Origin of the sequence: Achromobacter sp. JUb104 (genome assembly GCF_024806975.1) — a bacterium.
GTDB classification, from domain to species: domain Bacteria; phylum Pseudomonadota; class Gammaproteobacteria; order Burkholderiales; family Burkholderiaceae_B; genus Achromobacter; species Achromobacter spanius.
Genome location: NZ_JANUEY010000001.1, coordinates 2,252,717 through 2,264,877 on the forward strand (window position 1 = coordinate 2,252,717; position 12,161 = coordinate 2,264,877).

Annotated in this window: 12 protein-coding genes; 5 read left to right on the forward strand and 7 right to left on the reverse strand. The window is 58.5% G+C overall.

Annotated features, from left to right (window positions below; translation table 11 throughout):
* Positions 1-194 precede the first annotated feature (194 nt).
* Both M2361_RS29070 and M2361_RS10165 read right to left on the reverse strand, forming a co-directional pair.
* Positions 195-593: a hypothetical protein gene (locus tag M2361_RS29070; protein WP_404976328.1), complete on the reverse strand. Its 399-nt coding sequence runs from the start codon at positions 591-593 to the stop codon at positions 195-197.
* Between the two features lie 27 nt (positions 594-620).
* Positions 621-1,514 carry a LysR family transcriptional regulator gene (locus M2361_RS10165; protein ID WP_259248669.1) on the reverse strand — a complete coding sequence of 298 codons (894 nt, stop codon included), beginning with the start codon at positions 1,512-1,514 and terminating at the stop codon, positions 621-623.
* Between the two features lie 107 nt (positions 1,515-1,621).
* Between M2361_RS10165 and M2361_RS10170 the strand changes: the two genes are divergently transcribed.
* The gene (locus tag M2361_RS10170; protein ID WP_310508900.1) at positions 1,622-2,515 is read left to right on the forward strand and encodes an NmrA/HSCARG family protein; all 894 of its coding nucleotides are present in this window, start codon (positions 1,622-1,624) and stop codon (positions 2,513-2,515) included.
* Between the two features lie 11 nt (positions 2,516-2,526).
* On the forward strand, positions 2,527-2,787 hold the full coding sequence (locus M2361_RS10175) for a DUF2798 domain-containing protein (RefSeq protein WP_259248671.1): 261 nt from the start codon (positions 2,527-2,529) through the stop codon (positions 2,785-2,787).
* An 87-nt stretch (positions 2,788-2,874) separates the two neighbouring features.
* On the opposite strand, the gene M2361_RS10180 is transcribed toward M2361_RS10175, so the two are convergent.
* On the reverse strand, positions 2,875-3,156 hold the full coding sequence (locus tag M2361_RS10180; protein ID WP_259248673.1) for a hypothetical protein: 282 nt from the start codon (positions 3,154-3,156) through the stop codon (positions 2,875-2,877).
* A 262-nt stretch (positions 3,157-3,418) separates the two neighbouring features.
* Positions 3,419-5,164: an MFS transporter gene (locus M2361_RS10185; protein WP_259248675.1), complete on the reverse strand. Its 1,746-nt coding sequence runs from the start codon at positions 5,162-5,164 to the stop codon at positions 3,419-3,421.
* 11 nt (positions 5,165-5,175) lie between these two features.
* Between M2361_RS10185 and M2361_RS10190 the strand changes: the two genes are divergently transcribed.
* Positions 5,176-5,919 (forward strand): SDR family NAD(P)-dependent oxidoreductase, encoded by a 744-nt coding sequence (locus M2361_RS10190; RefSeq protein WP_259248677.1) that lies wholly within the window; start codon positions 5,176-5,178, stop codon positions 5,917-5,919.
* Between the two features lie 415 nt (positions 5,920-6,334).
* Positions 6,335-7,408 carry an FAD-binding oxidoreductase gene (locus tag M2361_RS10195; RefSeq protein WP_259248679.1) on the forward strand — a complete coding sequence of 358 codons (1,074 nt, stop codon included), beginning with the start codon at positions 6,335-6,337 and terminating at the stop codon, positions 7,406-7,408.
* A gap of 76 nt (positions 7,409-7,484) precedes the next feature.
* Here the strand turns inward: M2361_RS10195 and M2361_RS10200 are convergent, their stop codons facing one another.
* Positions 7,485-8,768, reverse strand: coding sequence for a hypothetical protein (locus M2361_RS10200; protein WP_259248680.1), 1,284 nt, complete (start codon positions 8,766-8,768; stop codon positions 7,485-7,487).
* 398 nt (positions 8,769-9,166) lie between these two features.
* Here M2361_RS10200 and blaOXA point away from each other — a divergent pair, with 398 nt between their 5' ends.
* Positions 9,167-10,057: a class D beta-lactamase gene (gene blaOXA, locus M2361_RS10205; RefSeq protein WP_259248682.1), complete on the forward strand. Its 891-nt coding sequence runs from the start codon at positions 9,167-9,169 to the stop codon at positions 10,055-10,057.
* A gap of 171 nt (positions 10,058-10,228) precedes the next feature.
* Here blaOXA and M2361_RS10210 read toward each other — a convergent pair whose 3' ends face one another.
* Both M2361_RS10210 and M2361_RS10215 read right to left on the reverse strand, forming a co-directional pair.
* A complete protein-coding gene (locus M2361_RS10210; protein WP_404976329.1) occupies positions 10,229-10,891 on the reverse strand; it encodes an imm11 family protein in 663 nt (220 codons plus the stop codon).
* 216 nt (positions 10,892-11,107) lie between these two features.
* Positions 11,108-12,028 (reverse strand): NAD(P)-dependent oxidoreductase, encoded by a 921-nt coding sequence (locus M2361_RS10215; RefSeq protein ID WP_259248685.1) that lies wholly within the window; start codon positions 12,026-12,028, stop codon positions 11,108-11,110.
* Positions 12,029-12,161 lie beyond the last annotated feature (133 nt).

The window sequence follows — 12,161 nt, forward strand, 5'->3', positions numbered from 1 at the left end:
ATGGATACCGTCAGTCGAATTGCCGAACGCTTAACGCCAAACGCGGGTCTTGATGGACCAAGCGAGGCAGTGAAAGCGTTGGGAAATTTACACCGATGGAACCAGCGGATAGCGGGAAATCAGGCGCCTGAGACGGGACGCGGTGATTAATGGGACGTGGTGATCACACGGGAGAATCATCCCGTCCCATAAGGCTATCGCTGCACCAACAATCCACGCAGCAACAGGTCCAGCACGGCCCCCCCTTGCGCCAAGCGCGCATTGCCGTCCTCACCGTCCGCGATCCAGAACGCCGCTTCGGCCAAGCTGCCGTAGATCAACGATGCCAATGCCTGCGGATCGGCCTCGGCCACCACATCGCGGGCATTCTGGGCAACTTCGCGGCTGGCATCTACGCCGCGCCACGCGCCATCGAGGTCGCCACTGTGCTCTATGTGGGCGCTTTCAATATCGGGATTGCGTTGGGATCGTGGAGCGGCGGCCAAGTCGTGGATGGATTCGGTCTCACCGCCAATCTTTGGCTGGCAGGTGGGTTCTCGGCCACGGCGTGATTGCTGACCTTGGGCGTTGGCCTGCGTGATCGGCGCAGGCATGACGCACTGCGATCGGTGCCGACCGACCTATAGGTGATCCAGCTTCAATCGTGTCGCCAGATAATCAACAAAAGCGCGCACCTTGGCGGGCGGCAGCCTGTTCTCTTGCCAGAGTGCATGGATAGGCACCGGTTTGGGCTCGAAGTCCTCAAGGATGGTTTCCACCTGCCCCGTGTCCAAAAGATGCCTGATCTGCCACATCGGCGAATAGCCGATGCCTAGCCCGGCGCTTGCCGCGGAATAGATCGCCGCCATCGTATTCGTGCGAAATGGCCCGCGCACCCCGACATTGCGCGGCTTCCCGTCGATTTGAAAAGCCCACTGCCCGGGACGCTGATCGACGGTCCTGACAAGACAGGCGTGCTGTCGCAAGTCCGTAGGATGCACCGGGCGGCCGTGCTGTTCGAAATAAGACCGCGCGCCAAACACCACCCTGCGTAACGCCCCCAGCCGTTTCCCTTGCAAGCCGGAATCGGGCAGGTCGCCGATCCGAACAACCAGATCCAGGCCCGCGCCAGACAAATCCACAAAAGCATCCGTCAATTGCAGATCCACCTCGACCTGCGGATACGCGCGCATGTATTCCGCGATGATCGGAACCAGGAAGTCGGGGCCGAACAGGATGGGGGCCCCCACGCGCAATGTGCCTGACGGCGCCGTGCGGCGATCGGCCACTTCCAGCCGAGCCTCGCCTATTTCCTCCAGTGCCGGCTTCACCCGCCGAAAAAATGTCTCGCCGGCTTCGCTTAGCGCGACATGCCGCGTGGTGCGGTGAACAAGTTGAACGCCCACATCCTCTTCCAGCGCGGCAAGGGAACGGCTGACGGCTTGCAACGTGCGATTGAGGCGGCGCGCCGCCTTCGTCAGGCTTCCCGCTTCGGCGATATGGATGAAGGCTTCAAGGTCTTCGAGGCGGCTCATATTTCTCTCGGATATCGTGATTCAGCTTCAGTTTTTTTATGCATTGTTCCAGCACACGTGAGAAATTACACTGCTTTCACTCATTCACCTATCCGCAGGAGAAGCCGGTGGAATGCACGCAACCCGTCGTGTTGGTCGTAGGGGCCACAGGCAAATTCGCACGCATGATCGTCCCGGAATTAAGGCGGCGCAACGTCGTGGTCCGCGCGCTGGTCCGCGACGAAGCACGCGCAGCGGTCGCCCGCTCGCTGGGCGTGACAGAGATCGCCCTGGGAGACCTTCGCGATACCGAGAGCCTTACCAGGGCCATGCCGGGCGTGGACGGCATCTTCCATATTGGCCCCGCCTTTACGTCCGACGAAGCGGCAATGGGTGTCGCCTTGGTCGAAGCGGCGCAGCAGAGCTCGGTACGGAAGTTCGTGTTTTCGTCGGTCATCCAGCCGACCAACGCGCGCTTGGCGAATCACGCCAGCAAGATACCGGTAGAAAACGCGCTCTACTCGTCCCGGCTGGAATATACGATCCTGCACCCCGCCAACTTCATGCAGAACATAGGCTTGGCCTGGCCGTCGATCCGCGACCATGCCTGCTTCGGCGAACCCTTTCCCAAGAACACAAGAATCGCTCGCGTGGACTATCGCGATGTCGCGGAGATTGCCGCCGTCGCCTTGACCGACGACAGGCTGGCCTACGCGACCTTGGAGCTATGCGCCGGCATGTTCAGCCGCATGGACATCGTGGCCACCCTGTCGGAAGCGTTGGGATATCCGGTCGCGGCCCTACAGCCTGGTTTCAGTGAGTGGGCAGCGCATGCGCGGCTTCCTTATGGCGAAGACCAACTGCTTCTGCTGGCTAAAGTGTTCGACCACTATCAGGCCGTTGGACTGGGGGGAAACAGTCTTGCGCTGCGGGCTGCGCTGGGGCGAGAACCGCGTTCATTGCGCGAATACATCAAAGACCTGATCGCCCAGAAAGAACCGGCGATCGGCAATCGGACATAAGGAATACGGATATGCCTAAAAATTCGCCAAGAGCGATCTTCAGAAAACTTCCGCAGAGCTATGCCCGCTTCTTGATGCCATTGATTCTTTCCGTGTTCATGTCGGCCATCGTCTCAGCGGTAGCGACCGCCACAAGCGTGGGCTTGGGCCGGGGGTTCATCACCACGTGGCCCAACGCCTGGGCGGCCTCGTGGGTCGTGGCGTTTCCCAGTCTTTTGCTTTTATTGCCCGTCGTGCGCCGGATGGTGGCGTGGATGGTTGTGCAGCCTTAACTGGGTTTGGGGCGGCATGGCGCTGCAGCGTGCGTGCCGCAAGTGATTACCACCGAACATCCCGCAGCTTCAGGCTCTGATGCCCGTTCAGGCGGCCAGGAAGCGAAGGACCTCGGCCCAATCGTTCGTCGACAGGACGACGTCCTCATCTTCCTCGTCGTAGCGCGAAACACAGAAGCGTTGGCTCCGGCCGGATTCGCGGTCGGCATAGTTGGCGTAGTCGACATACACCTTCAAACCGCGCTCCGCGTTCTCGAATGAAGGCGCGGCATCGATGTAGCTCGATGCGTCGACATACCCTTCGGGTAGGGTCGGCAGGGTTGTTATGTCGTAGTCGGGAAATTCGCGACGTAGTCGTTCAAGGTTCATAAGGGAAGCATGTAGAGGCTGGAAGCCTGGCATTTTACGTTGCTTAGCGTCGTCCGTCGCCACAGTGTCCCCCAAATAGAGTTTGGGTTAGTTCTGCGCGGATTTGCGCCATGCCATGCAAAGAGACTCGCAAGCCAAGCTCAATGAAATTGCTGGAGCCCTGAACGAGCGTCCGGGGAAGACCCTTAGCTACAAGGCAGTGTTCATCACAGAGTGTTCTCTTGGAAGCATGCATCCACGATGCAAAAGGATTCTCGATTTTTCATGTGTCCTGGCGTTTCCAACTTAGTGCGGCGGCCAGCGCCAGGGACGCGGCTATCGCCAATGAAGCCACCGCGAATCCAAGCTGCACGTCCTGAGCGCTTGCCCCATCAGGCGCGATCGCGATGAATAGACCGCCGAACAAGGCGACGCTTACGGCGGCGCTGATCTGCAAGGTGGCGTTTACCAAGCCCGAGGCCAGCCCGGCCCAGCGTGTTTCCACATGGTCCACGTTCAAGCGCACCAGCGCAGGAAGAGCGATGCCTTGCCCGGCGCCAATCAGAAACAAAGGCAACGCCAGCCACGACGACGCACCGGCCAGCGCCAGCGCTGCGACCATGACCAGACCGAGCACCTCCAGAGCCATGCCAAACCCGGCGGTGCGTGAACCCATTCGCCGAGCGATGTGCGGGCTGCACAGTGGGCCCAGGAAAAATCCGATGCCCAGCGGCAGGATGGCCAGGCCGGCCGTCAATGCATCGTGGCCCAGGCCGGTGTGTTCGTACACCGCGAACACCAGGAAGAATGCGGCAAGCGCATAGAAGAAGAACGTTGATGCCAAACTGCGTCGCAACCCACGCACGGCCAGAAGCGATGGCAGAACCAGCGGAGTTCTGCCGGCGCTCTCCTCTGCCTTTTCGTACTGCCAGAAAAGCCATAGCAACGGCATGCTCAACGCCAGCGGCACGATGCACCACCACGGCCAGTGATGTTGCTGCCCTTCGATAAGCGGAACCACGAGCGCCAGCAAGCCAATCGCCAGCAGCACCGCCCCCGGCACGTCCAAGCGTGGCGAACGTTCGGCGCGACTTTCACGCAGCAACATCATTGCAGCCGGAATGGCAAGGATGATGATGGGAAGGTTGATCAAAAAAACGCTGCGCCAACCCAGCCCCCACGGGCTGGTCGAAACCAGCACACCGCCGAGCAATTGACCGCCCACCGAGGCCAAGCCGAAGGTTGCGCCATATCGACTCAGCGCGCGATTCTTCTCGCTTGCCGGAAAGATGGCGTGTATCGATGCCAATGATTGCGGCGCCATGATCGCTGCGGATATCCCTTGCAGCAGCCGGCCGGCGACAAGCAAGCCCGGCGACGGCGCCAGTCCGCACAACGCCGACGCGATGCCAAAGCCGAGCATGCCGGCGATAAACACCCGCTTGCGGCCATAAAGATCACCCAGACGACCGCCCAAGATCAGCGTGACGGCATAGGCGGCGGCGTACACCGAGATCACCAACTGCGAGACGTCGGACGACGCTTGCAGGTCCGTCCGTATGGCAGGTAGCGCCACGTTGACGATGAAGAAGTCCAAAGGTGGCAGGAGCGTGCCAGTCAACAGGACGGCCAAGGCGAGCCAGCGACGGGGGTCGGGGGCTGCCGTCCCAGCGTTCCTCGCAGCGGCGCGTTCGGATGACGCAAACGCGGCTTCGAGCGCTCCTGCGGGCGGGGTTTCAGTATTCATATCTTGAGGCTCCAAATCAGACGTGCCTGGGCGTGGGCGCACAGCCGGTTCGCAAGGACATTCGTCACGGAGCGCATGATGATCCAAACAATGTTGTTCGACCACTGACATCAATGCATATTTCACGTACATTTTTGTACGTACGAGATAGACATGGAATAGAACGACGTACGCATCTTCCTGGTGGTCGCTCGCAGCGGATTCTTCGGCGAAGCCGCCCAGGCGCTGGCGGAGTCCATGGAGGATTCCGCGCGCGGTATATAAACCCCTTTTCAACTTCATTTGACTTCTCTATGCCTAAACCACAGCGCGTTGCTCTCATCACAGGGTCGACTTCAGGTATTGGAAATGCGATAGCGCGCCGGCTATCCAAGGATGGCTATGCTGTCGTTCTGCATTCGCGTAGCTCTGTGGATGCAGGCATTTCCATGGCGCGTGAGCTAGGTGTGGCGGCTTATGTGCAGGCAGATCTCGCTGTCGATGCAGACCGGATACGGCTGGTGCAAGAAGCTGTCGCGCAATGGGGTCGTTTGGACGTGGTCGTGAACAATGCAGGCATCAGCCGCGTGGTTCCCCATGCCGATATGGAAGCTGCCACTCCTGACATTTGGCGCGAGCTGCACGAGGTCAATGTCATTGCGCCGTTTCGTATCGTTGCGGAAGCGCAGGCCGCCCTGCGGGCGTCTGCCGCTGACGGCGTGCCAGCTTGCGTGATTAACGTGAGCTCGCATGCGGGCGTTCGTCCCAAAGGGGCTTCCATCCCTTATGCCGCGACAAAGGCGGCGCTGAATCATGTCACGCGCTTGCTCGCGGTCTCACTTGCTCCTGATATTCGTGTGAATGCCGTCGCCCCAGGGCTGGTGGATACGCCTTTAACCGCTGACTGGACGCAGGCTCAGCAGTTGTGGCGAGAGCGCGCGCCGATGCGGCGGGCGGCGAGCCCGGCCGATATTGCACAAGCGGTATCCATGCTGATTGAATCCAACTATTTGACGGGCGAGATCTTGCTTTCCGATGGCGGATTGAATCTCACATAGTGCGGAACGAACCGCAATGCGGGCCTCCACGCGTTCGTTTTTTGAGGCCACGTGGAGAGGGACATGCCTTATCTGATACGTGGTTTTTTTGTCCAAACTGAGCTGGTCAGAAAAGACGTACAAATCGACCAGTTCAACAGTTTGTATGGCGCTTGGCGGTAAACTTTGACCGTCTAGTTGTAGCATCAGCGCTTCGAGGAAATGATGAATTTTTGGGTCCCTGTAGTCTTCGGTACGTTCAAGCTGCTCGTGTTGGGCACGGGCATGTATCTCGCCATCAAGTCCCATTACGATGGAGAAAAAAAGGAGAAGAAGGAGAAGGAGAAGGAGATGAAAGCCCCGTAGGGAGCTTCACAAATACATGTTTCCACCCCTGTGTACCCGCTAGCCCCAGATCCACGGAAAGGACGTTGACGTGGAAAATGATCTGACCAAACGAGTCGTTGTCATCGGTGCCGGCATCGTAGGCGCGTCACTGGCGTATCACTTGGCAGCTAAAGGCGCGAAGGTCACCGTGGTTGAGGCGGAAGGCATCGCCTCAGGCGTGACGGGAACCTCGTTCGCATGGATCAACGCCTCGCACCACGAATCCGACCCAATCGCACCATTGCGTGGCGCCGCAATCGAAGCGTACCGCCGCCTTGAAGCGCAGCTTCCTGGCCTGAAGGTCCGATGGACAGGTGCTCTGTCCTACAGCGCGAACTCAAGCGAATTGCTGCCAGGATCAAAGAACCTGGCTTCCAAAAATGTGGTGTCGCGATCGCAAATCATCGACCTTGAGCCGAAACTCAAGCGCCCTCCACAATCTGCTTCATATGCCGCGGATGAAGGGGCGTTGGACGCGGTGCAAGCAACGCATGCGTTGATCGCAGGAGCCCGGGCGAACGGGGCGAGGATTTTCACTCAGACACGCGTTCTCGGCTTCGAGAACCAGGGTGCAGCCGTGACGGGAGTTAAAACCACCACCGGCATCATTGAGGCCGATATTGTCGTACTGGCCGCCGGAACAGGCACCGCGAAGCTGACAGAGATGCTTGAAGCGCCTGTTCCGATAGAAGCTTCGCCTGCGATTTTCATTCGCTATCAGTCACCCCTCAATCTCGTCCAAACCCTGATCTCCAGCCCGGAAATGGAAGTCAGGCAAAGTGCGGACGGCACGTTGCTGGCGGCAGAAGATTACTTGGACGACGCCTTGGAAAACCAGCCAGCAGCGATAGCGCTACGAACGGCTAAGGCGATTCAGAACGAACTCCATGGTGTTGCTCACCTAGCTACGGAAGTGGCCTGCGTCGGATTCAGGCCCATACCTGCCGATGGCATCCCTATCATTGGTTACTTACCCAAAATCGCCGGCGTATACGTTTGCGCAATGCACCCCGGCGTTACGTTGGCGGCCATAGTCGGCCATCTAGCCAGCGAGGAAATCATGGACGGCGAACAGTCAACCGCGCTTGACCCATGCCGGCCCAAGCGATTCTTCCAAGCGTAGGAATTTCGAAGGTGGCAGCCATCATCAAAGTCGCCGTCGCCCGCCTAGAATGGAAGCATTTCAGTTGAGGATATGCTCATGACGCCGCCGCGTCCTTTGCGGCTATCTGGAGCGACTCAGGTAAGGCTTTGAGGCTTTCCCTGAAAAAGCGTCGTTGCCCCGAACCCAAACCTTGCACTACGTGTGCAAGCCGCTCCACCGCAGCGAAAGCTTGGTGACTCAGCCCCTCGCTATGGGTGCGATACCAAACGAATTCAAGCAGCAGGTTAGCCACTTGATGAGCCCCGTAGAAAACTCGACCTGCATCATTCTCCTCAAGCGTGAAGGCCGCGACATTCGACCAGTCTTCGTAGCCCTTGGCACGCGAAAAGGCGGCTTGGAACGGCTTGACTGCCTCCAACATTTTGCCCAAAGGAAGGGGCGACTGCGCTTGAAAGCGCTTCAAGTCCCCGCTTGTGTCATCACAGCTACCACGAGCGATGCGAAGTACAAACACTGTATTCCAGGCAGAACTGCCGCCGACGCCAAAGCGGTCGCATATCCATTCCGATAGCCCCAGCCAGCGTAGCGACAATCCTTGCACCGTATGAACGTCCTGGTCGTTGAGTACAGCAAGCAGTCGCTGTTGCCAAAATAGCCACAACGTCCATCCGATGTTTGCCGCCACATCCTGAGCGGCCTCGACAGAGTCCGCCTCGTAAGCGGCCTGCAGTGCTTCTGACAAGGCGCAAATCGCCTTCTCCGCCTCATTCATTCTCAAGACTCGATCAGCACTCTTGTCCTCAAGAGCGCTGCCTTTGTGCAGCAAGGCACGCAAATTCAGATATTCGAAGCGCACGCGGGGGTTGTAGCGAATTACAGGCGCCAGAAACTGGTCCGCCACCAGACGGTCCAGTCCGGCATGAGATTGCCTGATATCCCCGCGCGCATAGCTATTCCAGGCCGAGGCCACCGACGCCATTGCCGACAAGGTCGGCATGGAAGGACAGACGGATTCTGACTGGAGAATACGCCCCAGCCTGTTTAACGCGGCCTCGCTGCGCCTTACGTTACCGTGACGACGCCATGCCAGACTCTCTTTGAGTATGGCCAACGCTCGCTGAAAGTCGTCCAGTGCCGTTCGGTCAGCGGCCCGATAACTCGCAGCCCAACTCATACCCGTCGCCGCCATGCCATCCCGCGCGAGGCGCATGGCCTGGGTCAGGTGATTCCAGTACTCCCCATCCTGGGTCACGTATTGCAGAAGGTCCGCGCGCGGGGGTACATGCCCCTTCAGGCCGAGAAAGTTCGCGACAAGGTCCAGGCTTGCAAGCTCCGCGCCGTGGCGCCACAGCACCTTATCTGCCTGCGCTTGCGTCATCCAGAATGGCCCCTGGCTGCGGCGTGATGCATCGAGTAGCGCAGGGGGCAGGTCAATGGAATTCCCCCACCCCACCTCCACCCCCCACGTTGCGAAATCACGAAAAGCGCGAGAAACCAGCATGCGAAGGTTGGAGTTCCCCGGGTATCGGGCTTGCAGTGACGACCCGGGCACCGACACCTCACCTGTTTGCTGCGCGTACCAGATTCTTAGCAGCAGCCAAACCGACTGATACCGCGCAGGCACGCCGTCCACAAGCAGTGGACGGCCTAAATCGATTTGGATTTTCCGAGTCATTCCGCCATGTTACAGGGGTTACGGCAACCTGATTGGCACTCATGAGACACACGCATATTCTGCCGCCCACATGCATCCCGCATGACAATCACGGAGATAACATGAAGTCTAAATTTCGTCGGTTTGCCAAAGCGGCCTTGCCGCTGTTAATGACGTTGCTCGGATCGGCAGGTGCTCATGCCGAACTACCAGTGGTCGATATCGGTGCAAGATTTCAAGAGCAGCAAGTCGAGGGCACGCTCGTCCTTCTTGACGGACAGACCGGAGAGTTTCGGCGCTATGACGATGTCAGAGCCGCTAAACGGTATCTGCCAGCGTCCACCTACAAAATTCCCCATTCGCTTATTGCATTGGAAACTGGGGAAGCGAAAAGCAAGGACTTCGAAATCGAGTGGGACAGTAAACGCGTTCCTCGCCAGCCATGGTGGCCGGCGGCATGGGCGAAAAACCATACGCTTGAATCGGCGCTAAAAAACTCCGCCGTCTGGTACTACCAGGAAATCGCCAGGCGCATTGGCGCGGAACGTATGCAGGCTTATGTCGACCGCTTCAACTACGGTAATCGGAACATTTCTGGAGGCATCGATCAATTTTGGCTAACCGGTGCGCTCAGGATTTCCGCGAACGAGCAGGTGGAATTCTTGCGTCGGTTCTATGTCAATCAATTCGGCCTGTCCGAGCGGACGGTGCAGATGACCAAAGACATGCTCATCCTGGAACAGACGCCTGACTACCGTCTGAGTGGCAAGACGGGATGGGCCGGACTTGGCGAACCAGGCGCGCCGCAAACGGGCTGGCTCGTAGGCTACCTGGAACGGCAGGGAGAGGTTTTCTACTTCGCGCTCAACATTGACGTGAAGAAAAGCCAGGATGCCGCTGCCCGCATGAAAATCGTGCGCACTGTATTCGGCGACCTGGGCTTGCTACCCACCGCCCCTTCCGCATTAACGCCGCAGGGCGCGCAACCTGCGATTTCTGCCGTTTCCAGATAGCGCCCGCATCGAATTCAGCTCGCCATTTCCACACGAGGCGTTGGCCTAGAAGCGGACGTCCTCGAGCGTCCGCTCCCTGCTAAAAGCGAGCATTCGCGTCACCGCACCGACATCCGAGCGTGGCCGCTTAGGGTCCCGCAGCGGCCATAACCCTCCCCTCCCGTATCAGTTCTAAATATCGGCTACATCGCGCAGCCGTACGCCGGAGAAGTTGGCCGCACTCAATGCATCAAACATCGCGCGGTCGCAGATAAGAGGTGCTCCCATGCGATCCTGGCGGAAGATATGGGCATCTCCCACAACGTCCTGTTTGAACACCAAGCTGGCTCCGCCAATGAGGCTATAAAGCTTCTCGTCCTCGCCGGTCTGATAATTGTGGCTGAGCTTGATCCTCACGCGAGAAGCGGCTTCATCCAGGGCATCGAGTGTGCGCAGCACATTGCCTAGGTAGTATTGAGGGGCGGGGCTGCCGTCAGCAAGGCTGAAGTCGCATGCCACAAATGCAAACGCCTCGGCGTCCAATTGCTCAAACAGTTGCTTCAACGGCTCCGACACAATCCATATACCAGCGAGCTCTTCCAGATCGCGTGGCATTCCGCCCTTCTCCGGTACATGAACCAGGTGCGGACGCTCCGGATACTGTTCTGGCATTCCGTTAGGACGCGAGACGACATTCATCCCCGGATCGATCAGCTTCAGTTCGTTGGCGATTTCTATGCCGGGAACCCTGCCGTTTCCCAAGAAGCTGGCGTCGATCAGGAAAAATTTGCCCTTATGAGACGCGGCTTCGGCTGAAACTTCAATGGCGGTCGGTTCGGTCACGGTGGCTTCCATCTTGGGTGCAGGGGCAGAACGGGAATGCAGTTGAGCCGATGCTAACGGGGCTTGAGCGCAGCCACAAGTTCCGTCGAAATGGTGCCTGTGGTACTTGATTCACTTGGCCGCTTCCGGCCAAGAGCGGACGGCTGCGGCGATGGCCGATGCGACCAAAAGTTCTCCGACGATCCGCGCAAGGGCCGGCGCGGGATGACGGCAAAAAAATAGCCGCCTTCAGCGTTCTAGCACCGACAAGATACTCCTGGCCGCACCCACGGCCATCCCACGCAAACCACCATTAGTCGTGCCACCTATGTGGGGCGTGAGAATGGCGTTTGGGGTGCCAGTCCATGGAGATTCCATGTTAATAGGCTCTTCGACAAAGCAATCTAGACCAAGGTAGAGCTCGTCGGCATGCAATTTCTTGCGCATGGCTACCTCGTCCAAGATCCCAGCTCGTGCGGTGTTTACCACGATGGCTCCTTTGCGCAACAAGTCCAACCTGCGCGCGTCCAGCATATTGCGGGTGCATTCGTCCAGCGGACAATGCAATGAGACGACATCGCTGGACGTAAGCAGTTCTTCTAGCTCTACCTTGTCGACGCCTCTCGGCAACTGATGCACCTGCAGGTAAGGATCGCAAACCATCACGCGCATACCGATCGCCTGTGCGAACCGCATCACCCTCGCACCAATGGATCCACAGCCCACCAAACCCAGCATCGCACCAGATAACTCGAAGCCCTGGTAGCTTTGTTTGTCCCAATGGCCTTCGTGCATGCGCCGATCGAGCCAGCTTATGTGTCGTGCGCAAGCGAGAATGAGACCCAGCGCCAGCTCTGCAACCGCTTGGCTGTTTGACCCAACAGCGGCAATTGCCTCGATGCCAAGCCGCTTGGCAGCTTCGCGGTCGATGGCGTCCATCCCTACACCATGCCGACCAATGGCTCTCAATTTCTGGGAAGCCAACAGTACCTGCTCGGTTATTCTCCCGTAGCGAAACAGGATGCCAACCGGTTGTTCGCGCTTCACTAGCGCAGTTAAGTCTTCCTGTGTAAATCGCGCACCGGTGTAGCAGAGGCGGTAGTCCTTCAAGAGCGCGACAGCGTCTGGGTGGACTTTCTCTTCGGTGATAACAATGGTTTCTTGGCTCATTTCTTCTCTACGTCTAGTGGATTTTCGTTCGCTACAGGATGGTGGTGAGGTCTTTGGTCGATAGCGCGACAATGCATCGCATCTGGCCCGAGATGGCCGCGGGCGGCCATTGAGCATCTGATTTACTCGATGA